General features: G+C 71.9%; 23 protein-coding genes. 15 read left to right on the top strand and 8 right to left on the bottom strand.

The features are described from left to right. The first annotated feature begins 21 nt into the window (after positions 1-21). From ACXJKD_RS09875 to ACXJKD_RS09860, 4 genes are read left to right on the top strand one after another with little or no spacing between them, the layout of a single operon-like run. Positions 22-495, top strand: a complete 474-nt coding sequence (locus tag ACXJKD_RS09875) for an ATP-binding protein (RefSeq protein ID WP_457254348.1) — start codon at positions 22-24, stop codon at positions 493-495. Between the two features lie 25 nt (positions 496-520). Continuing rightward, positions 521-1,411: a DUF5926 family protein gene (locus tag ACXJKD_RS09870; RefSeq protein ID WP_457254347.1), complete on the top strand. Its 891-nt coding sequence runs from the start codon at positions 521-523 to the stop codon at positions 1,409-1,411. A gap of 14 nt (positions 1,412-1,425) precedes the next feature. Then, the gene (locus tag ACXJKD_RS09865; protein WP_457254346.1) at positions 1,426-2,166 is read left to right on the top strand and encodes a glycosyltransferase; all 741 of its coding nucleotides are present in this window, start codon (positions 1,426-1,428) and stop codon (positions 2,164-2,166) included. An 8-nt stretch (positions 2,167-2,174) separates the two neighbouring features. Beyond that, positions 2,175-3,695 (top strand): hypothetical protein, encoded by a 1,521-nt coding sequence (locus ACXJKD_RS09860; RefSeq protein ID WP_457254345.1) that lies wholly within the window; start codon positions 2,175-2,177, stop codon positions 3,693-3,695. Here ACXJKD_RS09860 and ACXJKD_RS09855 read toward each other — a convergent pair. Beyond that, a complete protein-coding gene (locus tag ACXJKD_RS09855; protein ID WP_457254344.1) occupies positions 3,634-5,871 on the bottom strand; it encodes a hypothetical protein in 2,238 nt (745 codons plus the stop codon). The genes ACXJKD_RS09860 and ACXJKD_RS09855 overlap by 62 nt on opposite strands. Positions 5,872-5,912: 41 nt before the next feature. Between ACXJKD_RS09855 and ACXJKD_RS09850 the strand changes: the two genes are divergently transcribed. From ACXJKD_RS09850 to ACXJKD_RS09835, 4 genes are all read left to right on the top strand, one after another. Next, on the top strand, positions 5,913-7,142 hold the full coding sequence (locus ACXJKD_RS09850; protein ID WP_457254343.1) for a glycosyltransferase 87 family protein: 1,230 nt from the start codon (positions 5,913-5,915) through the stop codon (positions 7,140-7,142). Further along, positions 7,091-8,092 carry a D-2-hydroxyacid dehydrogenase family protein gene (locus ACXJKD_RS09845; protein WP_457254342.1) on the top strand — a complete coding sequence of 334 codons (1,002 nt, stop codon included), beginning with the start codon at positions 7,091-7,093 and terminating at the stop codon, positions 8,090-8,092. The genes ACXJKD_RS09850 and ACXJKD_RS09845 overlap by 52 nt, the downstream gene beginning before the upstream one ends. Before the next feature lie 101 nt (positions 8,093-8,193). Next, the gene (locus ACXJKD_RS09840; RefSeq protein ID WP_457254341.1) at positions 8,194-9,852 is read left to right on the top strand and encodes an FAD-dependent oxidoreductase; all 1,659 of its coding nucleotides are present in this window, start codon (positions 8,194-8,196) and stop codon (positions 9,850-9,852) included. A gap of 10 nt (positions 9,853-9,862) precedes the next feature. Further along, entirely contained in the window at positions 9,863-11,263 is a 1,401-nt protein-coding gene (locus tag ACXJKD_RS09835; protein ID WP_457254340.1) for an ATP-binding protein, read from the top strand. A gap of 5 nt (positions 11,264-11,268) precedes the next feature. On the opposite strand, the gene ACXJKD_RS09830 is transcribed toward ACXJKD_RS09835, so the two are convergent. Continuing rightward, a complete protein-coding gene (locus ACXJKD_RS09830; RefSeq protein ID WP_457254339.1) occupies positions 11,269-11,889 on the bottom strand; it encodes a TMEM165/GDT1 family protein in 621 nt (206 codons plus the stop codon). Positions 11,890-11,931: 42 nt separating this feature from the next. Here ACXJKD_RS09830 and ACXJKD_RS09825 point away from each other — a divergent pair, with 42 nt between their 5' ends. Both ACXJKD_RS09825 and pheA read left to right on the top strand, forming a co-directional pair. Further along, positions 11,932-12,348, top strand: a complete 417-nt coding sequence (locus ACXJKD_RS09825) for a DUF4446 family protein (RefSeq protein ID WP_457254338.1) — start codon at positions 11,932-11,934, stop codon at positions 12,346-12,348. Then, a complete protein-coding gene (gene pheA / locus ACXJKD_RS09820; RefSeq protein ID WP_457254336.1) occupies positions 12,345-13,283 on the top strand; it encodes a prephenate dehydratase in 939 nt (312 codons plus the stop codon). Before ACXJKD_RS09825 ends, pheA begins: the two co-directional genes overlap by 4 nt. A gap of 89 nt (positions 13,284-13,372) precedes the next feature. Here pheA and zwf read toward each other — a convergent pair whose 3' ends face one another. Beyond that, positions 13,373-14,881 (bottom strand): glucose-6-phosphate dehydrogenase, encoded by a 1,509-nt coding sequence (gene zwf, locus ACXJKD_RS09815; RefSeq protein WP_457254335.1) that lies wholly within the window; start codon positions 14,879-14,881, stop codon positions 13,373-13,375. A 213-nt stretch (positions 14,882-15,094) separates the two neighbouring features. Here zwf and efeU point away from each other — a divergent pair, with 213 nt between their 5' ends. The 4 genes from efeU to ACXJKD_RS09795 all read left to right on the top strand — a co-directional run bounded on the left by efeU (position 15,095) and on the right by ACXJKD_RS09795 (position 18,883). Then, positions 15,095-15,955 carry an iron uptake transporter permease EfeU gene (efeU, locus tag ACXJKD_RS09810; protein WP_457254334.1) on the top strand — a complete coding sequence of 287 codons (861 nt, stop codon included), beginning with the start codon at positions 15,095-15,097 and terminating at the stop codon, positions 15,953-15,955. A 71-nt stretch (positions 15,956-16,026) separates the two neighbouring features. Continuing rightward, on the top strand, positions 16,027-17,160 hold the full coding sequence (gene efeO / locus ACXJKD_RS09805; protein ID WP_457254333.1) for an iron uptake system protein EfeO: 1,134 nt from the start codon (positions 16,027-16,029) through the stop codon (positions 17,158-17,160). Beyond that, positions 17,157-18,458 (top strand): iron uptake transporter deferrochelatase/peroxidase subunit, encoded by a 1,302-nt coding sequence (efeB, locus tag ACXJKD_RS09800; protein WP_457254332.1) that lies wholly within the window; start codon positions 17,157-17,159, stop codon positions 18,456-18,458. The genes efeO and efeB overlap by 4 nt, the downstream gene beginning before the upstream one ends. 206 nt (positions 18,459-18,664) lie before the next feature. Next, positions 18,665-18,883 (top strand): hypothetical protein, encoded by a 219-nt coding sequence (locus ACXJKD_RS09795; RefSeq protein ID WP_457254331.1) that lies wholly within the window; start codon positions 18,665-18,667, stop codon positions 18,881-18,883. A 10-nt stretch (positions 18,884-18,893) separates the two neighbouring features. On the opposite strand, the gene ACXJKD_RS09790 is transcribed toward ACXJKD_RS09795, so the two are convergent. Genes ACXJKD_RS09790 through ACXJKD_RS09780 form a run of 3 tightly spaced genes read right to left on the bottom strand, consistent with a single transcriptional unit; the run spans position 18,894 to position 21,327 of the window. Then, positions 18,894-19,577: a phosphatase PAP2 family protein gene (locus ACXJKD_RS09790; RefSeq protein ID WP_457254330.1), complete on the bottom strand. Its 684-nt coding sequence runs from the start codon at positions 19,575-19,577 to the stop codon at positions 18,894-18,896. Then, entirely contained in the window at positions 19,514-20,215 is a 702-nt protein-coding gene (locus tag ACXJKD_RS09785; RefSeq protein WP_457254329.1) for a phosphatase PAP2 family protein, read from the bottom strand. The genes ACXJKD_RS09790 and ACXJKD_RS09785 overlap by 64 nt, the downstream gene beginning before the upstream one ends. Then, positions 20,215-21,327: a diacylglycerol/lipid kinase family protein gene (locus ACXJKD_RS09780; RefSeq protein WP_457254327.1), complete on the bottom strand. Its 1,113-nt coding sequence runs from the start codon at positions 21,325-21,327 to the stop codon at positions 20,215-20,217. Before ACXJKD_RS09780 ends, ACXJKD_RS09785 begins: the two co-directional genes overlap by 1 nt. Positions 21,328-21,475: 148 nt before the next feature. Between ACXJKD_RS09780 and ACXJKD_RS09775 the strand changes: the two genes are divergently transcribed. Further along, entirely contained in the window at positions 21,476-22,018 is a 543-nt protein-coding gene (locus ACXJKD_RS09775; protein ID WP_457254326.1) for a DinB family protein, read from the top strand. A 21-nt stretch (positions 22,019-22,039) separates the two neighbouring features. Here ACXJKD_RS09775 and ACXJKD_RS09770 read toward each other — a convergent pair whose 3' ends face one another. Further along, positions 22,040-22,678: a LysE family translocator gene (locus tag ACXJKD_RS09770; protein WP_457254325.1), complete on the bottom strand. Its 639-nt coding sequence runs from the start codon at positions 22,676-22,678 to the stop codon at positions 22,040-22,042. Positions 22,679-22,731: 53 nt separating this feature from the next. Continuing rightward, complete coding sequence (locus ACXJKD_RS09765; protein WP_457254324.1) at positions 22,732-23,670, bottom strand: hypothetical protein; 939 nt, start codon at positions 23,668-23,670, stop codon at positions 22,732-22,734. Positions 23,671-23,708 lie beyond the last annotated feature (38 nt).

Genomic DNA, 23,708 nt, shown 5'->3' with positions numbered 1-23,708 from the left:
AGATCGGACACGGGCCCGCGCATGGCAGCTGCACCGCTGGGAGAACGCTCCCCGCGCTCCGACCCGCCCTCGGGCGGTCGGCTCCGGGACTCCTCCCGCACCGTCCGCGTCCCGTGGCGGGCCACCTCCGTGGCCCAGGTGCGCAAGGCCCTCGTCGACGACCTCGAGGCCCGCGACGTGTCTGCCGCCGTCATCGACGAGGCCGAGATCGTCGTCTCGGAGCTGGTCTCCAACTCGATCCGCCACGCCCGGCCGCTGGCCGACGGCAACCTGCGCGTGCACTGGAAGGTCAAGACCGGCGTCGTCGAGGTCGAGGTGACCGACGGGGGCAGCGAGAGCACCCCCCGGCCGGCGCCGCGCACGATCTGGGCTCCCTCGGGACGCGGCCTGCGGATCGTCCGCAGCCTCGCCCACGAGTGGGGCGTCACCGAGGACCGCACCGGCTCGACGGTGTGGGCCTCCCTCGGCGGCCCCTCCCGCCGCCGCAGCCACTGAGCTCCCTCCCACTAGGGTTTGCGAAATGGGTAAGGCAACACGTCGCCGCAAGGGCGCAGACCACGGCTCCGCCACCGCACGCGTCGAGCCCGCACCGTTCGTGGCTCGTCCGTTCGAGGGCCTGCCGGGCGAGACCGACTGGGTCGCGATGCGCGAGATCCTGCCGTCGGCCACCGCCAGGGTGTCCTTCGCCCAGGGCCGGGCCCCCGAGGGGGCGCCGAGCGCGGTGACCATCGCGACCGTGCTGCCGCTGGCCTGGCCCGGCCTCCACCGCGCCGACGGCACCGTCTTCGTCGGCTCCCAGTCGGGCTCGATCTCCGGTGACGCGTCCCGCGACCTGGCCACCTCGCTGCTGGCCGCGGCCTCCGCCGAGCAGGGCACGCCGATCACCGGCACCCCGGCGGCCACGGCCGACACCCCGCGCCTGCAGGACCTGCTCGACACCTCCGCGCCGTTCGAGGTGACCGTGCACGAGGGCTTCGACTTCTGGGTCGGCGACAGCGAGCTCGACGACGATGCCAAGGCCTCCCTCGACCGCGCGAACGAGTCCGTCATCCCCACGGTGAAGATGACCGCCACCGACTCGGCCTACTGGTGCCGCATCGGCGAGCGCACCCACATCCGCCTGGTCCTGCCGGAGGACGAGGACGTCGCCACCGACGCGCTCGCCCGCCTGCACGCCGGTGGTGAGAGCGGCCTCGGTGACCAGACCCGCCTGCTCGGCGCCTTCCGCGCCTGCGGCCTGCTGGTGCCGGTGTGGGACCTGGACGCCGCCAAGGTCGCCGACGACTACGAGGCAGCGCTGGGCGAGTTCATGACCCGGTATGCCGCCGCCTCGGCTTCCGAGGCGCCCCTCACCGCGGAGGAGCGCCGGTCCCGGTCCGGGCTGCTCAGCCGCCAGGTCACGCTGCGCTGACCGGCCGCCCCGACATGACAGCGCACCCGGCCCCGACCGTCGCCGCGGTGATCCCGGCCAAGGACGAGGCCGACCGGATCGCCGCGACGATCCGTGCCGTGCGCGGCATACCGGGCGTGGACCTGGTCGTCGTCGTCGACGACGGGAGCTCCGACGGCACCGCCGAGCTCGCCCGGGAAGCGGGCGCCGAGGTGGTGCGGCACGCCCGCAACCGAGGCAAGGCCGCCGCGATGACCACCGGCGCCGGCTACGTCGCGCGCCACGAGGGGGTCGAGGGCCGGGTCGGGGGTTCGGACGGCCGTCGCCCGCTGCTCTTCGTCGACGGTGACCTCGAGGGCACCGCCGCGAACCTCGGGGTGCTCGTGCCGCCGGTGCTCGAGGGCCGGGCCGACATGACGATCGCCACCCTGCCACCCCAGAAGACCGCCGGCGGCGGACACGGGTTCGTGGTGCGGCTGGCGCGCAAGGGGATCGAGGACCTCACCGGGTTCGTCGCCCAGCAGCCGCTGTCGGGCATGCGCTGCATCTCCCGCCCCGCGTTCGACGCCGCCAGCCCACTCGCGCGGGGATGGGGCGTCGAGGTCGGCCTCACCGTCGACGTCCTGATGGCCGGCCTGCGCGTCGAGGAGGTGCCCTGCGAGCTGCACCACCGGGTCAGCGGTGCCGACTGGCGCGGACAGGTGCACCGCGCCAAGCAGTACCGCGACGTCGCCCTCGCCCTGGCCCGCCGCCGGGTCCGCCGCGGGCTGCGCTGACCCCCGTCATGACCCCCTCGGGACTGGTCGCCGTCCGCGACCGCGTCGCGATGCCCGCACTGGTCGTCTCGTTCGGGCTGCTGCTCCTCGTCGGGGTGGCGGGGGAGAGCGCCGCCAAGCCCTCGCTCGGGCCGCGCGGCTGGGCGCCCGGCGACCTCGCGTGGTCGCCGTCGCCGGCGCTGGTCACCGGTCTCCTGTGGGCCGCCTACCTCCTCGGCGCGGTCGCGGTCTGGCTGCGCCTCAGGGGCGAGCCCTCCGTCGTCTCCGGAGCCGGCATGCTCAGTGCGGTCGCGGCCCGGGCGAGGAGACGGCTGGCTCCCGGAGGGTGGGCCCTCCAGGGCGGGTGGGCCGTCCCGGTCGCGCTGGGCGTGCTGGCCCTGCTCACCGGGCCGTTCGGGTCCGCCGACCACACCAACTACGCCGCGTACGGCCGGATCTCGGCCCTCGGTGGCGACCCCTACCTCACCCCACCGAGCGCCTGGTCGCCCGCGGATCCCGTCATCTCCGGAGTCGAGCCGCCGTGGACCGACACGGTGAGCGTCTACGGCCCGTTCGCCACGCTGTTGCAGACGCTCACCTCCCTCCTCGGCGGCGCGAACGTCCGCGAGACGGTGTGGTGCTGGCAGGTGCTGGTCGTCCTGGCCTGGCTGGGCGTGCGGTTCCTCCTCCTGCGCACGGGCGCGACCGCGCGACGGGTCGACACCCTCTGGACCCTCAACCCCCTCGTCTTCGGGATCGGGGTGCTGGGCGCCCACGTCGACCTCGTCGCCGCTGCGCTCGGCGTGGCCGCCCTCGTGCTGGCAGCCCGCAACCCGCTCGCCGCCGGCCTGTTCGCCGGTCTGGCGGTCTCCTGCAAGATCACCTACGGCGTGGTCGTCCTGGCGGTCCTCGTCGGGTGGTGGGTCCACGAGCGCCGGGGGTTCGTGCGTCGCGCCGTCGGGTTCGTGGCGGCGGCGGTGGTCGTGGTCGTCCCGCTGCACCTCTGGGCGGGGCCGCACGTCTTCGACCAGCTCGACCGCGCTCGCCGGTCGATCTCGCTCGCGACCCCGTGGCGCCTGCTCTTCGAGCTGCTGACCGGCCCGCTCCCGTCCGGCCAGGCGCGGACCGTCGTCACGTGGCTGGCCGTCGTCGTCGCCGTGGTGCTCGCCGTGCTGCTCGCCCGGGTGACCCGTGGCCTCGCCCCGGAGACCGCGACCGGCGCCGCGGTGCGGTGGACGCTGGTGCTCAGCGCCGCCTACTCGCTCGCGGCCCCCTACTCGCTGCCGTGGTACGACCTCATCACCTGGGCCGTCCTACCCGTGCTGGCGGCGAGCGTGCTCGACACGATCCTCGTCGTGCGCCTCGCGGCGATGGCGGTCGGCTACGTGCCGGGTCGGGTGGTGGGCATGACCCCGACGGTCGAGCGGGTCTCGCTGTGGGTGCGCCGCACCCCTGTCCCGTATGCCGGGCTGCTGGTCTGGGGGTGGCTCACCCGCGCCGCGACGCGCGGGTCGTCGCCGACGAGCGTGCCTCGTCCTCCAGCACCCTGACGCTGACGGCGATGATCAGCGGCACCGCGATGATGGCGCCGTTGGCGGGGATCGCGACCCCGGAGTCGTTGATGGCGAAGCCGATCGTGAGCGTGACCAGCAGCGCGATGAGCCCCGGGCGCAGGGTCGGGCACGCCTCGTAGGACCGCTGCAGCGACCGCGACCCCCACGACGTCGGCCGGGCCAGGATGTAGATGACGAAGACCAGGGCGATCGGCACGAGCAGCGACAGCCGGTAGTTGCCGAACAGGATGTCGATGTTCTGCTGCAGCTTGCGGGTGATGATGTCGAGGGCCCCGCCGCTGAAGATCGAGCGGAAGAACCGACCGAGGTGCGACTGGTTCTCGACCCCACGCAGCGAGTCGAGGAAGCCGACCAGCAGGAACAGCCCGACCGTCGCACCGGCGAGGATCGCCCCGCGCTTCCACGTCATCTGGATCCCGAGGATGGCCAGGACGAGGTAGGCCAGACCTGGCAGCAGGGCGGGCGGGCCGCCGCCGTCGGCACCCCAGCCCGGGTAGCCGTCGACGACCACCGCAGCCAGTCCGATCGCCAGCGCCGCGATGGCCGCGAGCTTCGGCTGACCCCGCTTCACGTAGAAGCTGGAGACGGCGATGCAGAGCAGGAGGGCCGCGGTCGCGAAGAGGGCGAAGGTCACGTTGCCCATGCCGTAGAACCGGCCACCGACGACGGGCTGGAGCCCCATCAGCGACGAGATCTGCAGGTGCGACCCGAGCATGACGTCGCCACCGAGCACGAGCAGGGTCGTGAGTGCCACGACGACCAGCGGGCCGGTCAGCCGCCGGCTCCAGGGACCCAGCAGGGCGATCGCGGAGATGATCGCCACGAACAGCCCGACGCTGAGCACGACGGCGATCATCGGGATGGGGAAGCGCCACCACGGGATGAGGTTCGCCAGGAAGGTGGAGGCCGGCACCGTTGAGGCCACGACCGCGACCCTGCGGGTGATCCGGAGCATCCGCAGCCGCAGGTCGGTCGACCCGAAGTCGCGCCGCCAGACCACCGCGGCCAGCAGGTAGATCGCGATCTGCGTGTAGACGACCCCGTTGAAGAACGGCGGCACCAGCGGGTGCACCTCGTGACTGGCCTCGTCGAAGTCGAGCAGCTGTCGCAGCCGGTCCTGCGCCGCGGCATCGGAGTTGCTGCCCGCCTCACCACCGCCCGTGTCGCTCCTGCGCAGCGCCGTCCCGCCGAGCGAGTCGGGGATCGGGACGCCGGCGGCGGTCAGGGCGGTCACGGTCAGGTCGGCCGACTGGACCAGCCCGTCCTGCCGGGTCGAGGGGGAGTAGAGGGTGCCGGACCCGTAGTGCGGGCCCTTGGCGGCGACCAGCCGCAGCCGCTCGCTGCTCCCCGCGTCGGACAGGCTCGCCACGACGATGTCCGACCCGCTCGGGGCGCCAGCCAGCACCTCCCCGATGCGCCCGTCGATCGCGGTGGCCTGCTCCGCTCGGTTGCCCGGGGTGGTCCTCGCCTCGCTGGCGGGGAGGTCGGCGGGGTCGCGCAGCGAGCCGACATCCACCAGCGTCACGCGGCACCCGGTGAGGAGGCCGGTGAGCGCGGAGGCGTCGTACGCGGCATACCGTCCGACCGCACCGGACGGGTGGGCGGCGCCGAGCCCGGCCCCCGGTCCCACCGCCTGGACGCACTGCTTGTTGCTGGCGAGCTGCTCGCCCAGCGTGCCGAGCATGGAGTCGAACTTGAGGGCGTCGGCTGCCTTCACGTAGCCGTCCCACCCGGGCACGACGCCGCTGTCCACGACGGGGATGGGCGGACACGGGTCGGTGGTCGTGCGGGAGCCGTTCTTGCCCGGACCCGGGGCAGCGGCGCGGTTGCCGGCCGACAGGCTGAGCCAGCCGTCGACGGGGCAGGTGTTGGTGAAGACCGAGCGCACCGAGACCGCGGCGGTCGACCCGTCGCGCAGGAAGGTCCACAACGACGGTGTGCCCTTGGCGCTGACGTCGCTCCACGTGAGCCCGCCGGTGCCGATGATGATGATCGGGTTCGGACCGTCCGCGGCGACTGCGTCGGGGGTCGTGGCGGGGGCCGCGGCTGCGCTGGCACCCGGCAGCAGGGCCGCCAGCAGGACGAGGCCCGAGAACACGCTGAGGAGGATTGCGAACGGGCCGACGAGGGAGCTCTTGGCGCGGCGGGTCACCCGTACAGGCTACGGGTCGGCCAGCACGACAGAATGGAGGCGTGACCACCGCGACCCGCAACACCCCCTCACTCCGGGTCAGGTGGGCGCTCGCGGTCGTCGTGGTGCTCGCCGGAGCTGCCATCCCGGTGTTGCGCTACCTGGTCTACTGGCCGCTCGACCAGTGGCAGGTCGACGTCGAGGTCTACCGCGAGGCGGGCGTGTCGATCCTCACCGGCCGACCGATCTACTCGGCGATGACCGAGGCACCCCAGCTGTTGCCGTTCACCTATCCGCCGTTCGCGGCCGTCATCGCGATTCCCCTGGCGTTGTTGCCCTTCGGCGCGGTCGGCTGGCTGTGGACACTCGCCCAGATCGCGGCCACGACCGCGATCGTCTGGTATGCCGGGTGGCGCCTCATCCACCGCACCGGCGCCCTCGTGCCGATCACCCTCGCCCTGCTCACCGTGCCGATGCTGTGGCTGCACCCCGTCTCGGACGGCATCAGGTTCGGGCAGGTGAACGCCTTCATGGTGCTGGCCTGCCTCATGGACCTGCGCAGCCCGCGCCCCGGCCTGCTGAGGCGGATCCCACCCGGCGTCCTGGTCGGGCTGGCGATGTCGATCAAGCTCACGCCCGGCGTCTTCGTCATCCACTACCTCCTGAACCGGCGGTGGAAGGAGGCCGCGACCGCGGTCGGCACCGCTGTCGCCGTCACCGTGGGCGCCTGGCTGCTGCTCCCCGAGGCGTCGTTCGCCTTCTGGGGCGGCGCGCTCCAGGACCCGGCCCGCCTGGGTCCGAACGCCGGCACGTCCAACCAGAGCATCCGCGGCTTCCTCCTGCGGGTCGGGCCCGACGGGTTGGTCGGCGATGCGCTCTGGCTGGTGCTGGTCGCTGTGGTCGGCTTCGTCGGGTTCCAGCTCGCGCGGCGCGCCTACCTGGCCGGTGACTCGATCAGCGAGGTCGCCGCGGTCGGGCTGATGGCGGTGCTGCTGTCGCCGGTCGCGTGGATCCACCACCTGCACTGGATGGTGGTGGTGATCTTCGCCGTGCTCGGCGCCGACCCGCTCCGTGACCGCCGACGGCTGCTCGCCGCGGGCGTCGTGACGGCGTTCTTCCTGTGCCGGATGCCGTGGTGGGGCATCACCTGGCTGAGCCACCCCGACTGGCCGCGCTGGATCGGCCGCGTGCTCCAGAACGCCGACACCTTCGGGTCACTGCTCGCCCTCGCCCTGCTCTGGTGGGCCCTGCACCGCACGGCGCCCGCGCGGCATACCGAGGTCGCGTCGTGAGGGTCGCGGTGCTCGACGACTACGCCGACGCCTTCGGCTCGCTGCCGTGCGCGCAGCGGCTGGCCGGCCACGACGTGGTCGCCTTCACCGACTCGGTGACCGGCGCCGCGCTCGTGGCGCGGCTCGACGGGTTCGATGCCGTGGTGCTGCTCCAGCAACGCACCGCGCTCCCGCGCGAGGTGGTCGAGCGACTGTCGACCGTGCGGTTGGTGAGCCAGACCGGCCGCAACACCAGCCACCTCGACCTCACCGCGCTGGCCGCGCGAGGCATCGTCGTGAGCGCCGGGGGAGCGGGTGGCCCGCACGCGACGGCCGAGCTCACCTGGGCGCTCATCCTCGCCGCCCAGCGGCAGCTCCCGCAGGAGGTCACCGCGCTGCTCGAGGGTCGTTGGCAGTCGACGGTCGGCATCGGCCTCCACGCGAAAACCCTTGGTGTCTATGGCCTGGGCCGGATCGGTGGGCTCGTCGCGGAGGTCGGGCGGGCGTTCGGCATGCAGGTCGTGGTGTGGGGGCGCGCGGGCTCCCACACGCGAGCCACCGAGGCCGGGTATGCCGCGGCGCCCAGTCGCGAGGCCTTCTTCCGCGAGTGCGACGTGCTGGCCGTGCACCTGCCGCTCAACCCCGACACCACGGGCATCGTCACGGCCGAGGACCTCGCCCTGATGAAGCCCGACGCGTTGTTCGTGAACACCTCCCGCGCCGGGGTCGTCGCGCCCGGTGCGCTGGTGGCCGCCCTCGAGGCGGGCCGTCCGGGCCGGGCGGCGGTGGACGTCTTCGAGCACGAACCGGTGCTGGACGCCGCCGACCCGCTCCTGGCGCTGCCCACCGTGACGGCGACCCCCCACCTCGGCTACGTCGAGCGCGATGTCATCGGCGCCCTCTACGACGCGGCGGTCGACCAGGTCCTGGCCTTCGCGGACGGCGCACCGGTCGACGTCGTCGCGACCTGACCCGCGCTCGGCCCCGCGCTCGGCCCCGCGCTCGGCCCCGCGCTCGGCCCTGGTGCGGTCGGACCATGGCGCAGGTCCGGGGCTGCGGGTAGCCTCCGAGCGTGGCGAAGCCGACGATCCTGGCCGTCGACGACGACCCCGTGGTGTCCAAGGCGATCACCCGCGACCTGCGCGACCGGTTCGGTGCGGACTTCCGGGTCGCGGGCGCCACCTCCGGCCCGGGGGCGCTGGAGCTGCTGACCGAGTTCACCTTGCGCGGCCGGGCCGTCGCCCTCGTGGTGTCGGACCAGCGGATGCCCGGGATGACGGGGATCGAGCTGCTGGAGCGGGTGCGCAACATCAGCCCCGACACCAAGCTGCTCCTGCTCACGGCCTACGCCGACACCGACGTCGCCATCAAGGCCATCAACGACATCGGCCTCGACTACTACATGCTCAAGCCCTGGGACCCCCCGCAGGACAAGCTCTACCCCGTCGTCGAGGACCTGCTCGGCGACTGGCAGGACGGTCACCGCGACACCGCCGACCAGGTGCGCGTGGTCGGCCACCGCTGGTCCGACCGCAGCCAGGAGGTCAAGACCTTCCTCACCCGCAACCACGTGCCCTACGCGTGGCTCGACGTGGAGCGGGACGACGGAGCGGCCGAGCTCGTGGAGCTGGCCGGGGCGCGACCGGACGACCTGCCGCTCGTGCTGGTGCCCGAGGGGGAGCCGCTGCGCAGCCCCACCAACCGCGAGGTGGCCGCCGCGCTGGGTCTGCACACGCTCGCCGACGCCCCCCTCTACGACCTCTGCATCGTGGGCGGTGGACCGGCCGGGCTCGCGGCCGCCGTCTACGCGTCCTCGGAAGGGCTGCGGACCGTCGTGGTCGAACGCGATGCCCCCGGTGGCCAGGCCGGGCAGAGCGCCTCGATCGAGAACTACCTCGGCTTCCCCAAGGGGCTGTCCGGGGCCGACCTGACCCACCGTGCGGTCGCGCAGGTGGCGCGGTTCGGTGCGGAGATGGTGGTCGCACGGGAGGCCGTGGGGCTGCGGGTGAAGGGTCCGGTGCGCTCGGTCGTCATCGACGGGGCCGACGAGCTGGAGGCCCGGTCGGTGGTCATCGCGACGGGCGTGTCCTACCGGCGGCTCGAGGCGGCCGGGCTCGACGAGCTGGGCGCCAGGGGAGTGCACTACGGCGCCTCCGCCACCGAGGCGGCCCAGTGCGAGGGGGAGGAGGTCTACCTGGTCGGGGCGGCCAACTCCGCTGGCCAAGCGGCACTCAACCTGGCGCGCTTCGCCAAGCGGGTGGTGATGCTGGTCCGCGGAGCCGGTCTCGAGCTCACCATGTCGCAGTACCTGGTCGCGCGCATCGAGGCCGCCACGAACATCGAGGTCCGGGTCGGGTGCGAGGTCGCTGCCGCCCGGGGCGAGGAGCACCTCGAGTCACTGACCCTGCGCGACCGCGCCACCGGCGAGACCGAGGACGTCGACACCTCGTCGCTGTTCATCTTCATCGGCGCGATGCCCCGGACCGACTGGCTGGGTGAGGACGTGCTGCGCGACGACCACGGCTTCGTCGTCACCGGACCGGAGCTGTTGCAGCGACCCGGTCGGTCGTCCTGGCCGGAGGACCGGGCCCCCTTTGCGCTGGAGACGAGCGTCCCGGGCGTCTTCGCGGCCGGCGACGTGCGGCTCGACTCGATGAAGCGAGTCGCCTCGGCGGTGGGTGAGGGTGGCATGGCCGTCCACCTCGTGCACCGGTTCCTGGCGACGACGTGAGCGCCCAGCCATGAGCGCCGAGGAGCTGGCGCACATCGCGCTGTTCGACGGGCTCACCGCCGAGCAGCGGGAGCGGCTCTGGACGGCCGGGACCGAGTGGTCGTTCGACACCGGCGACGTGGCCTTCCGCGAGGGGAAGCCCGCGGACTTCTGGTGGGTGCTGCTCGAGGGGTCGCTCAGCCTCGGGCGACGGGTGGGCCACCAGGAGACCGAGCTGGGGGTGATGAGCAACCCGGGTCAGTGGGCCGGGGGGTTCCAGGCGTGGGACGCGCACGGCGTCTACATGGCGACCGCGCGCGGGGTGACCCCCGGCCGGATGTTGAAGGTGCCCGCAGAGGCGCTCGGCGAGGCGGCCCGCGCGTGGTTCCCCTTCGGCGTCCACCTGATCGCCGGGTTGGTCAACACGGTGCGCAGCATCGAGGCCAAGGCCCGCCAGCGCGAGTCGCTGGTCGCGCTCGGCACGTTGGCCGCCGGGCTCGCCCACGAGATCAACAACCCCGCGTCGGCAGCCACTCGCGCCGTCGACGCCCTGGACCGCGCCACCGAGGCGCTCGGGTCGTCGTTGCGCCGGCTGGCCGAGAGCGGCGCGACCCCCGAGCAGTTCGTCGCCCTCGACACCCTGCGCGGGTCGATCGCCGAGGCAGGGGCGGAGCTCGATCCGGTGGCCGCGGCAGACCGTGAGGAGGAGCTGTCCGACTGGTTGGTGCGCCATGACGTGGACCGCGACTGGGTCATCGCCCCACCGTTGGCGGCGGCCGGGGCCGACGTGGCCCTCCTCGACCGGGTCTCGGCGGGTCTGGGGCCCGCCCAGCTCGCGCCGGCCCTCGAGTGGATGGCCAGCTCACTGGCCGTCGACGGCCTGCTGGGGGAGATCCGCGAGGCGACACACCGGGTCTCCGAGCTCGTCGGCGCCGTGCGGTCCTACTCCCAGCTGGACCGTGCGCTCGTGCAGCAGACCGAGGTCACCGAAGGCCTGGAGAGCACCCTGGTCATGCTCGGCCACAAGCTCCGCGGCGGCGTCACCGTGGTCCGCGACTACGCACCGGACCTGCCTCGGGTCGAGGCCATCCCCGGCGAGCTCAACCAGGTCTGGACCAACCTCATCGACAACGCCGTGGATGCCATGGACGGCTCCGGCACCCTGTGGCTCACCGTCCTCGTCGCGGAGTCGGGGGCCGGCGTCGACGTCCAGGTGGCCGACGACGGACCGGGGGTGCCCGAGGACGTCGCGGCACACGCCTTCGAGCCGTTCTTCACCACCAAGGAGGTCGGCAAGGGCACCGGGCTCGGGCTCGACATCTCCCGCCGGATCATCGTCGAACGCCATGGCGGGGAGATCTCCCTCGAGGCGAGGGACGGTGGTGGGGCCCTGGTCAGGGTGCGCGTGCCGTTGCGGGCCGCGGAGGGCTGAGCGCCTCAGATCGAGATGACCTCGAAGACCTGCAGGACGGTCAGCGCCGCCAGGAGCAGGCAGACGCCACCGCCGATCCGACGGATCGTGGCGAGCCTGACCCGGGCCAGCAACGCGCGCCCGAGCACGGCCGCGAGGGCCGACACGGTCGCGAGGGCGAAGAAGGCGCCGATGAAGACCGACACGGGCTCCTTGAACTGGAGCACCATCGACGCGGTCAGCAGCTGGGAGAGGTCACCCCACTCGGCCAGGAAGAGCACGCCGAACGAGACGCCGACCGCCCGGAGCCCGACCGCGGTCGCCGCCCCCTTGTGGGAGAACTCCTCCTCGGTCTCGGCCTCCTCCTCGTCGGCCCGGCCCGCCCCGCGGAGGAGGATGACCCCGCCCACGAGGAACATCACGGCGGCGAAGACCTCCACCGGCCGCTTCGGGAGCTGGGCCAGCAGGCCACCGACGGTCACGGCCACCAGCGTCTGGACGGCGAACGCCAGGGACACACCGATCCACACGTAGAGCGGTCGGAACCGGGTGGCCAGCACCAGGGTCGCGATGAACGTCTTGTCCGGCAGCTCGACGAGGAAGATCGCGCCGAAGACGATGGCCATGGTGGCGAGGTCGAAATCCATATCGCGTCGACTCTATCCGCGGCGCCCCAATACGCTGACCTGGTGTCCGACCCCCAGACCCTCGCCGTGGCCGCGCTCGTCGTGGCCGGCCTCGCGCTGCTGGTGGCCCTGCTCGCCCTCGTCGTCCTCCACCGGGTGCGCGGGCAGCTGCGCGAGCTCGAGGGGCAGCGCCCCGTCGGCACGGGTGACCTCGCCGCCCTGCGCGCCGACATCGCGCAGGCGCTGCGGCACGTCGCGGTCGTGCGCTACGACGCCTTCGGCGACATGGGTGGGCGACTCTCGTTCAGCGCGGCCGTCATCGACGACGGCGGCGACGGGCTGGTGTTCTCCTCGATCCACGCCCGTGGTGAGTCCCGCACCTACGCCAAGGGGATCGTGGGTGGCGGCTCCGACGCGACCCTGACCCCCGAGGAGCAGCAGGCACTCGCCGCTGCCCGCACCGGATCCTCAGGAGCATGACCTCAGTGACCAGACACGGCTACTTCGGCCCCGCAGGCACCTTCACCCAGATGGCGTTGCAGGCGTGGGCCCCTGCCGAGGGGCAGGAGCACGTGCCGCTCCCGTCGGTCGAGGCCGCCCTCAACGCCTTGCGCGCCGGCGAGGTCGACGCTGCGATGGTGCCCATCGAGAACTCCGTCGAGGGCGGCGTGAGTGCGACCCTCGACGCCCTCGCGAGCGGTGAGCCGCTCGTCGTCGTGGGCGAGGTCCTGGTCCCCATCACCTTCGTGCTGGCTGCGCCGGCCGGTATGCCGCTGGGCCAGGTCCGTGCCGTCGGCACCCACAGCCACGCGTGGGCCCAGGTCCGCGGCTGGATGGGCGCGCACCTGCCGCACGCTGCCTACGTCCCCACGCTGTCGACGGCCGCCGCAGCGGCCGGGCTGGCCGGGCCGGACGGCGCTCACGCGGCATACCAGGCAGCAGTGTGTGCCCCGGTCGCGGCGCTGAACCACGGGCTCGAGGTGCTTGCCGAGGGCATCGGTGACAACGCCGCGGCGGTCACGCGGTTCGTCTCGGTGGCCCGCCCCGGTCAGCTGCCCGAGCGCACCGGCGCCGACAAGACCACGCTGGTGCTCTTCCAGCGCGACGACCACGCGGGTGGGTTGCTCGAGCTGCTGGAGCAGTTCGCGGTCCGTGGCATCAACATGTCGCGACTGGAGTCGCGGCCCACGAAGTCGTCGATGGGCGACTACTGCTTCTCGATCGACATCGAGGGACACGTGCTCGACGAGCGGGTGGGCGAGGCGCTGCTCGGCCTCAAGCGGGTGTGCGCCGACGTCCGGTTCCTCGGGAGCTATCCCGCCGCGCACGGCACCGCGGTCCGCGTGACACCGCACACCAGCGACGCGGCGTTCGGCGACGCCCGCGCCTGGCTGCACAGCCTCCGCGGAGCCTAGCCCGTCGCCTACTCATGCAAAAGGCGAGTTAGCGCCGCACGGGTCCGGCGCTAACTCGCCTTTTGCATGAGGTAGCGACGGGGAGCGAGCTACTTCTTCTCGCGCCAGACGCGTTCGAAGGGCAGCCGCCACGCGTGCGGCGCGATCAGCTGGTGGATCGCGTTGGGTCCCCACGACCCGGCCGGGTAGGGCTTGGCCTCCGGCGGGTCGTCGAGCAGCGGCTGCGACCGCTCCCACAGCGACTCGATGCCCTCGGCCGTGGTGAACAGCGTGTGGTCGCCGCGCATGGCGTCGAGGATCAGCCGCTCGTAGGCCTCGAGCACGTCGCCGACGCGTTCGGTCTCGCGCGTGGAGAACTGCATCGAGAGCTTCTCCAGCCGCATGCCCGGGCCGGGACGCTTGCCGTAGAACGACAGCGACACCTTCGACTCGTCGGCCAGGTCGAAGGTGAGGTGGTCGGGACCGGCGTTGCCGACACCCGAGTGGGTCGGAAACATCGACCGCGGCGCCTCCTTGAAGGCGATCGAGATGATCCGCGCGCCCTCGGCCATCTTCTTGCCCGTGCGCAGGTAGAACGGGACGCCCGCCCAGCGCCAGTTGTCCAGGCCGACCTTGAGCGCGATGAAGGTCTCGGTGTCGGAGTCGCCCGGGACGCCGTTGAGGTCGGTGTAGCCGGCGAACTGGCCGCGCACGACGTCGGACGGGTCGATCGGCAGCAGCGATCGGAAGACCTTGTTCTTCTCCTCGGAGATGGCGCGCGGCTCGAGGGCGGTCGGGGGCTCCATCGCGACGAACGCCAGCACCTGGAACAGGTGGGTGACGACCATGTCCTTGTAGGCGCCGGTGGCCTCGTAGAAGTTGGCCCGCTCGTCCAGGCCCAGGGTCTCCGGGATGTCGATCTGGATGTGGTCGATGAAGTTGCGGTTCCAGATCGGCTCGAACAGCCCGTTGGCGAACCGGAACGCCAGGATGTTCTGGGCCGCCTCCTTCCCGAGGAAGTGGTCGATCCGGAAGATCTGGCTCTCGTCGAACGTCTCGTGCACCGTGTTGTTGAGCGCGATCGCGCTGGCGAGGTCGGTGCCGAACGGCTTCTCCATGACCACCCGCGAGCGCGCGACGAGGTCGGCGTCGCGGAGCATCTGGATCACGGCGACCGCGGCCTTCGGCGGCACCGAGAGGTAGTGCAGCCGTTGGGTGTCCGGCCCGAGCGACTCCTCGGCGCTCTTCACCGCGGCGGCGAGCGCCTCCGGGCCGGCCGACTGGGGCACGTAGACGAGGTTGTCGTCGAATTTGTCCCACTGCTCGGGGCTCAGCGGGTGGAGGCCGAACTCGTCGACCGCCCGGCGCGCGAACTCGCGGAACTCCTCGTCGCTCATCTCCTCCAGCGAGGTGCCGACGACGCGGATCGCGGGGGCCAGCTCCGACGAGACGAGGTGGGCCATTCCCGGCAGCAGCTTGCGTCGCGCGAGGTCACCGGTGGCACCGAAGAGCACGATGACGTGCGGGTCGGCCTTCTCCAGGGCGGCCCGCGAGGTGCGCGCGTCAGCCGCGGGATACGAGATCGTCTGGGCGGCGCGCGGGGGCGTGGCTTCGGGCACGATCCCGATCATGGCACCGGGCGTGCGCGCCCGCACCTGTGTGTCCAGCCTGTATGCCGCGCAGCGAGCCCGGGCGTCGCGCCGGCTCCTCGTCGGGCCCTCTCTCGGGCCCTCTCTCGGGCCTACTCTCGGGCCATGATTTGACGCGGGACCTTAGGTAAGGCTTACCTTGGTGCTAATACGCACCATCCGTATGCCGGAAATCAGGTCATCGTGCTCGTCAGCAATGCGCTCATCGGACTCCGTGAGGGTCTCGAAGCTGCCCTCGTCGTCGTCATCCTCGTCGCGTTCCTCGTCAAGACGGACCGACGGTGGGCGCTCAAGCACGTCTGGGCCGGGGTGGCCGCGGCCGTCCTGCTTTCCGTGGCGATCGGCGCCGTGCTCACCTTCGGCACCCGCCAGCTCTCGTTCGAGACGCAGGAGCTGATCGGCGGGTCGGCCTCGATCCTCGCCGTCGGCTTCGTCACCGCGATGGTGTTCTGGATGCGCACGGCCGCTCGCACCATCTCCGGCGAGCTCAAGGGCCGGCTCGACCAGGCGCTGTCCGTCGGCGGATGGGCCGTCGCCCTCGTCGGGTTCCTCGGCGTCGGCCGTGAGGGCCTGGAGACCGCGCTGTTCTTCTACGCGAGCGTGCAGACCGCAGGGGCCGGCACCTCCCAGCCGCTGGTCGGCTTCGTCGTCGGGATCGCCGTGGCGGTGGTCCTCGGCCTGCTGATCTACCGCGGTGCGGTGCGGATCAACCTCTCGAGGTTCTTCCGCTACACCGGGGTCGCGCTGATCGTCGTGGCGGCCGGGATCCTGTCCTACGGCATCCACGACCTCCAGGAGGCGGCCTTCCTGCCCGGGCTGAACACCCTCGCGTTCGACGTGAGCGGCGCGATCCCGCCCGACTCCTGGTACGGCACGCTCCTCAAGGGCACGGTGAACTTCACCCCCAACACGACCTGGCTCCAGGCCATCGCCTGGACGCTCTACCTCGTCGTCGTCATGACCTTCTTCCTCCGGCCGGCGCGGACCGCACCCGCCCCGGCGACCCCCGCCCCCAACGCCGCCACGGTCGGCACCTCCAGCTAGGCGTCCCAGCCCGCGTCCCGGCGCTATCTCCTGCACAAGGCGAGTTAGCGCCGCCCACTCCAAGGAGCAGCATGCGCATCACCCCCGTCCACGCCGGCGTCGGCCTGGCCGTCCTCCTCGCCACCGCGGCCTGCAGCGGTGCCGACCAGACCGCCGCCACGAGCTCGAAGGGCCCGATCGCGGTCGAGGCCACCGACACGGCGTGCAAGGTCGAGCGCACCGAGGCTGCCGCGGGCACGATCCAGTTCACCGTCCGCAACACCGGCTCCAAGGTCAACGAGTTCTATGTCTACGGCGAGGGCGACCAGATCCTGGGTGAGGTCGAGAACATCACCCCCGGTCTGACCCGCACCTTCCACGTCGACGTGTCGACCCCAGGCACCTACCAGACCGCCTGCAAGCCGGGCATGAAGGGCAAGGGCATCCGCGCCGCCTTCACCGTCACCGGCACCGCGGCCAGCCAGGCACCCGACGCCGCGATGGCCGCAGCCGTGACCGAGTACCAGGCGTTCGTGTCGGCCCAGTCGGACGAGCTGCTCACCCGCACCACCGAGTTCGTGAACCTCGTGAAGGCCGGCAAGGTCGCCGAGGCGAAGCAGGCCTTCCCGTTGGCGCGTGGCCCGTGGGAGCGGATCGAGCCCGTGGCCGAGTCGTTCGGCGACCTCGACCCGATGATCGACGGTCGCGAGGACGTCGTCGAGGAGGGCATGAAGTTCACCGGCTTCCACCGCCTCGAGAAGGACCTGTGGGTCGACGGCCTCCAGTCCGACTCCTCGGCCATCGCCGACCAGCTCCTCGTCGACGTCACGGAGATCGTCGCCAAGGCGAAGGCCGTGCGGCTCAACCCGCTGCAGCTCGCCAACGGCTCCAAGGCGCTGCTCGACGAGGTCGCCACCGGCAAGATCACCGGGGAGGAGGACCGCTACAGCCACACCGACCTCTACGACTTCGACGAGAACGTCAAGGGTTCGAAGGCCGCCATCGACGCGCTCCGCCCGGTCCTCAAGGCCCGGGACGCCGCGCTCCTCACCGACATCGACGCCCGGTTCGCGGCGCTCGACGCCGAGCTCGACACGCACCGCACCGACAGTGGCTTCGTCCTCTACACCGCCCTGTCCAAGGACGAGATCCGGACACTGACGGTGGCCCTCGACGCCCTGAGCGAGCCGATCTCCCAGGTCGCCGGCGTGGTCGCGTCCACGTGAGCGACGAGACGACCTCCCAGGTATCGCGCCGACGACTCCTCGGCGTCGGCGCCGGGGCAGCCGTGGCCGGCGCCGTGGCCGGGGTCGGCGGGGCGTATGCCGCGTCGCACGGCAGCGCCGACGCCCAGTCCGCGGGTGACACCACCGGCACGGACCCTGAGTCCACCAACGACATGGTGGCGTTCCGTGGCGAGCGGCAGGCCGGCATCATCACGCCGGCCCAGGACCGCATGCACTTCGTCGCACTCGACGTGGTCACCTCGGACCGCGCCGCGCTCGCGGCCATGCTCAAGGCCTGGACCCGCGCGGCCGAGCGGATGACCGCAGGCGCCGAAGCGGCCCCGGGTGGCGTGGTGGGTGGCGGTCCCTACCGCGCCCCGGAGGACACCGGTGAGGCCTACGACCTCGACGCCTCGGACCTCACCATCACCATCGGCTACGGCCCCTCCCTCTTCGACGACCGGTTCGGCCTCGCCGACCGCAAGCCGGCCGCGCTCAGGGACCTGCCCGGGTTCGTCGGCGACGACCTCGACCCGGCTCGCAGCGACGGCGACCTCTGCATCCAGGCCTGCGCCAACGACCCGCAGGTCGCCGTGCACGCGGTGCGCAACCTCGTGCGGATGGGCTTCGGCGTGGTGTCGGTGCGGTGGAGCCAGCTCGGCTTCGGGCGCACGTCGTCCACCACCCGCAACCAGGTCACCCCGCGCAACATGTTCGGCTTCAAGGACGGCACCAACAACCTCAAGGCCGAGGACGCCGACGCGCTGTCCGAGCACGTGTGGGTCCAGCCCGAGGACGTGCCCGGGGCCAGCGCCTGGATGTCCGGTGGCTCCTACCTCGTCGCGCGCCGGATCCGGATGCACATCGAGATCTGGGACCGCACCCCGCTGCAGGAGCAGCAGGACATCATCGGCCGCGACAAGGGCGAGGGTGCCCCGCTGGGCCAGCAGGCCGAGTTCGACACCCTCGACTTCACGACGAAGGGTGCTGACGGCAAGCCCGCGATCCCGGTCGACGCCCACGTGGCGCTCGCCCATGAGAGCCGGCTGAACGGCATACGCATCCTGCGCCGTGGCTACAACTTCACCGACGGCTCGGACGGTGTCGGGCACCTCGACGCCGGGCTGTTCTTCATCGGGTTCATGCGTGACGCCCACCAGCAGTTCGTGCCGATGCAGCGGTCGCTGGCGGCCAAGGACGGCCTCAACGAGTACATCGAGCACACCGGCTCGGCGATCTTCGCCTGCCCGCCGGGACTCGGCCCCGACGACCACTGGGGTCAGACCCTCTTCAGCTGAGTCTCGTCGTCCGGGTCGGCGTGACGCAGCGTGACTACGCGTGACTGACCGTGACCTGTCAAACTGTCACGCCCAGTCACGCGAAAATGATTGCACCGCACCATGATTCCGAACACAGTGGCTGCGCTACCAGAAGCGAATTGTCGGAGCGTCAACCGGCAGGTACAGGGTGACGTTGGGGAACTGCACCGGAGGAGGTGGACGCCATGAAGGTCGTCGACTCCCTGGCCGTCCTCTTTGCGTGGACAGCCGGCGCGTTGTGCATCTGGTGGACGGGCAGTTGGCTGGCCGGCATACCCGCTTGCGCAGTCCTCACCTGGCTCTATGGCCGTTTCGTCCGAGCGAGGATCGAGCAGCGCCTCACCAAGCGGCAGCGCGACTACGACGCAACGCCGGACGGCCGGCTGACTCGACACCACGGCTGAGCGCCACGTGTCATGACGAGGTGAGTGATGACCGTTCAGCGCGGGCGCGGTGGCGGTACCACTGGTAGGCGAGGATCGCGCAGACCAAGCCGTTGACCATGCCGACCAGGACGTCGGAGATGTGGTGGGCCCCGCGGTAGAGTCGCGCGGTGCCCACGAGGAACGGGATGACGGCACACCCGGTCATGAGCAGGCGCCGCAGCCACGGTCGCTCGATGCGGGCCGAGGCCATCATCAGCAGCGAGAAGTAGAGCGCGGTGGCCGCGCCCGTGTGGCCGCTGGGGTAGCTCGACGTCGGCGGGGACGCGTCCATGGGGATCGCCGGCGGTCGCTGGCGCCCGACCGCCAGGGTCAGGAACAGGAAGATCGTCGCCTGCAACGAGATCGCGATGAGCGGCACCACCGACCAACGCCACTCCCGGGTGCGCCACCAGATGATGGCGACGGCGATCAGGCAGACCCCGATCACGACCTCCGTGTTGCCGAACCGTGAGCAGACCCAGCTGATCGGGTCCCAGAAGTCGGTGCGGTTGCGGTTGAACGCGTCGGTGATCTTGTCCTCCGCGTCGTCCACGGCGTCGAGCGGCCCGTTGAGGAGCAGCCCCACGCCGGCGAGCAGGGCGAAGAGGACTACGCCGGGTGCGACGGCCCTGACGAGGAGGTCGCTGACGTCTTGCCGATGAATCCGAGCCATGAGGAGAACGTAATGCCTACACCGAGGACGTAGCCCGCCAACACGTCGGACGGGAAGTGCACCCCGAGAAAGATCCGGTCCAGGCCCACGGCCAGCGCAAACACTGCCGCGAGCGCGATCGAGACGCGGTGGCCAACAGTGCCGAGCAGCGGCCAGAGCAGGAAGATGACCACGGTCGACACGACCGCGACGTTGAACGCGTGGCCGGACGGGAACGAGAAGCCCGGCGAGTGCGAGATCGGGTCGTCGACGACCGGACGGGCCCGGCCGGCGAGCGCCTTGGCCAGCAGGCCGACGTTCCAGGCCACCATCATCGTGACGAACGCCCAGACGGCCCGGCCGCGCAGGTCCTTGGCGAACCACGCCCACAGGCACAGGCCGGTGGCCAGGATGTACAGCAGGAACGGCTGGCTGATCCCCTGGAGCGCGATGAGGGTGTCGCCGAGTCCGTGCCGGCGGGTGAAGCCGGTCGCGCTCCGGATCAGGTCGTTGTCGAGCCGGATCAGCGGGTCGAACTTCTGCCGCACCGCGAACCCGAGCAGCAGCACCGGCACCACGAACAGCACCATCGCCAGCGCACCACGGACCAGCCGCTTGGTGCGTGACCCTCGGGGCGGGGCGACCGTGCCGGCGGCCATCAGTCGACCGACCCGACCCGCACGACGAGGGCTCCGGGGACCACCTCGGCGGAGATGGCCCGGGCCTTGCCGAGGGTGTCGCCGTCGATCTGGACCTCCTGCGGGCGGTCGGCCCGGATCTTCATCGAAGGGCTCGTGTAGTGGTCGACGATCTGGTGCCCCTTGCGCTTGCGGGTGGCCAGTCGGGCCGCGACGGCGGCCCAGCCGGCGACACCCTTGGGCGAGAGGATGACCATGTCGAGCTGGCCGTCGTCGACCTCAGCCTCGGGCATGAGGACGAGGCCGCCGAGCAGCTTGCCGCAGTTGCCGATGACCACTGTGCGCGCGCGGCGGCTGAACTCCTCCTGGTCCTCGACCTTGACCCGCACCTTGAACTGCGGGCCGCGCAGGTTGCGGGTGCCCGAGACGACGTATGCCGCGGGGCCCACCTTCGCCTTCAGCTTCTCCGGGGCGTCGGCCATGATCGCGGCGTCGAAGCCGAGCCCGGCCATCACGAGGAAGACGTGGGTGGCGGGGGTCTGGTCCTCACCGGAGGTGTCCATGGTCAGGCGGCCGACGTCGACGCGCTTGTTCTGGCCGGTCAGGGCCACCCGCAGGGCGTCGTCGAGGTCGTCGACCGGCAGGTCGAGGTTGCGGGCGAGCAGGTTGCCGGTGCCGCCCGGCAGCAGGCCCATCGGCACCTCGCTGCCGACCATCGCCTCGGCGACCGCGCGCACCGTGCCGTCACCGCCGAGCGGGCAGACCAGGTCCACGCCCTCGTCGAGGGCCTGCTTGGCCTGTCCCGTGCCAGGGTCGCGCTCGGTGGTGAGGATGAAGAGCGGCTCGGCCCAGCCATGGCTGGTCGACTGCTCGGTGATCCGACGACGCACCGCCGCCACGTCGTCGAACTTGGTGGGGTTGACGATGATCGCGGCGCGACGGGTGGGGGATTCGGACACGGTGCCCTCCGGGCGGAAGTCGTTGCGGTGCGGGCGGCGCCCCCACCGGCGGCCACGGTGGGCACCTCCGACAGTGCGCACCCGCATTCCGGCCCACCCGGCGATGCCGAGGGCGAGGATGACGACGAGCACGATCGCCCCGAGGGCGACCCAGCCGGAATGTTCGCGAAGCACGGGCCGACGCTACCCCACGGTCGGGTCGCATCCGCACAGGTCAGAGCGCCTCCAGACCATGGGACGTCCGGGTGATCGGCAGGATCGGCGCGGTGCTTGGCGCCCGTGCCCCTCGGCGGGTGGGACGGCCCGCCCTACCGTGGTCGCCATGGCCGACCAGCACGCCGATGCCGACGCGATCGTCCCCGACACCAAGGACTGGACCTGGACCCTCCAGCGCCCCTGCCCCGACTGTGGGTTCGACGCCCGCACCGTGGCGGCAGAGGACATCGCCCCGACCACCCTCGCGTCGACCTCGCCGTGGACCGCGGTCCTCGCCCGGACGGACGCCGCGCAGCGTCCGTCGCCGAACGTGTGGTCACCCCTAGAGTACGCCTGCCACGTCCGCGACGTCTGCCGTGTCTTCGACGGTCGGGTCACGTTGATGCTCGACGAGGACGGACCGCGGTTCGCCAACTGGGACCAGGACGAGACGGCGGTGGCGGACCGCTACGGGGAGCAGGACCCGGCGGTCGTCGGCCCCGAGCTGCAGGAGGCCGCGGCCACCGTGGCCGCCCGGTTCGCCGGGGTCCGCGACGGCCAGTGGGGCCGGACCGGACTGCGCAGCGACGGCTCCGAGTTCACCGTGCTGACGCTCGGGCAGTACTTCCTGCACGACCTCGCCCACCACCTGGTGGACGTGCGCGCCTGAGCCGCGCAGGCGGCATACCCATCAGGCTTTCTGCGGGTGTCCCGTCAGCGCGGCGGCGCCGCCCATGACGAGGAAGATGCTCCCCGACACGTACTTCTGGCGCCGGACCGCGCGTGGGTGCCTGGCCAGCCACTGGCCGATCGACCCCGCACTGAGCGCGTAGACGCTGTCGAAGACCGCGCCGATCGCGACGAAGATCGCGCCCAGCACGAGCACCTGGGACCAGATCGGGCCCGACTCGCGGTGCAGGAACTGCGGGAAGAAGGCGACGAAGAAGACCGCCGTCTTGGGGTTGGAGATGCCCACGAGGAAGGCGTCGCCGAACGCGCGGCGGGAGTGCGTGACGGGCGCGCGGTCGAGGGCGAAATGCCCCTTGCTGCGGAACTCCTTGATCGCCAACCAGACGAGGTACGCCGCGCCGGCGTACTTCACGATCGCGAAGGCCAGGACCGAGGAGCTGATCACCGCGGACAGGCCGAACGCGGTCGCGACCACCATCACCGCGGTCGCGGTCTCGATGCCGGCCATCGAGGCGACGGCCAGTCGGCGACTGCCCTGGCCGATGCCTCGGGAGATGAGGAACAGCATCGCCGGACCGGGCAGCAGGATGAGGGCGGTCGCCGCAAGGGCGAACGACGCGAGGGTGGGCATGGAGGGCATACCGCAAGGATCGCGCCCCGAAACGTTCTCGGGCAACACGTTTCAGGGTGTGGTCAGACCGCGAGATGACGGCGGGTGAGGGCGGCCGCCTGCTCCACGATCTCGATGCCCTGGGCATGGGAGGTCGCCTTCTGGCTGAGGATCGCCAGCCTCAGGTCGAGGGAGCTGCTGGTGATCCGGCCGATGCTGTTGACGATCCAGCGCTTGCCGAGGGTCGACCGCGGGAGCCAGCCGTTCTTGAGGTAGACCCGCTCGGTGCCGTGGGCCGCCGCGCTGACTCCCCACTTCTGCTCGGCGATCACGCCCTCCATGAGGTCGTGCAGCACGCTCCCTGAGTCGGCGTCGAGGGGCGAGGCAGTCGTCCCCGCGCCGCTGATCGCGCCCACGATCCGCAGCTGGTCGCGGGCCGAGGTGCGGGTCAGCCCCCAGCTGTAGTCGAAGCACTGCGTGGTGCGCAGGCCGAAGCGCTGGTTGGCGGCCGCCATCCCCGAGGCGAGCCCGACCTGGCGGAAGAGGGTCCACGCCGACTCGTGGTCGCTGCGCCGGATCATGGCGTCGGCGACGGCGAGCTGGCTGGACGACGGGCGCGCGCCCCGGTCCTGCAGCTGGAGCAGCAGGGTGGCCAGGATGTCGGCCTTCGCGATGCTCGCCGTCTCGATCGCGGTGTCGGCGCCCCACGCGAAGCTGCGGCCGGACCGCCGCTCGGCGGCGGCGACGCCGAGGTCCACGCCGTACCTGCGGGACAACGCCGACAGCTCCTCGCGCAGGTCGTCGAGGCTGGGCGCGGCGCGGGTGGCCTTGGTGGTGGCCCTCGTCGTCGCCTTCGTCGTGGGGCTGGTCGTGGCCGTGGTGGCGGCGCTGGTGGTCGGCGCCGTGGTGCTGGGGGTGACCGGCACAGTCGGCGACGGCTGCGGGCCGGCGGCGGGCTCCCCGGCGCAGGCCGCGGCGGCGCCGAGGGGCGCCACGGTCAGCAGGTACCGCCGCGTGAGCATGCAGGCATTGTGACCCGTGACCGCGCCCAGTGGCCCGT

This window comes from Pedococcus sp. P5_B7 (assembly GCF_054049895.1).
This window is presented reverse-complemented; position numbering and strand designations above follow the sequence as displayed.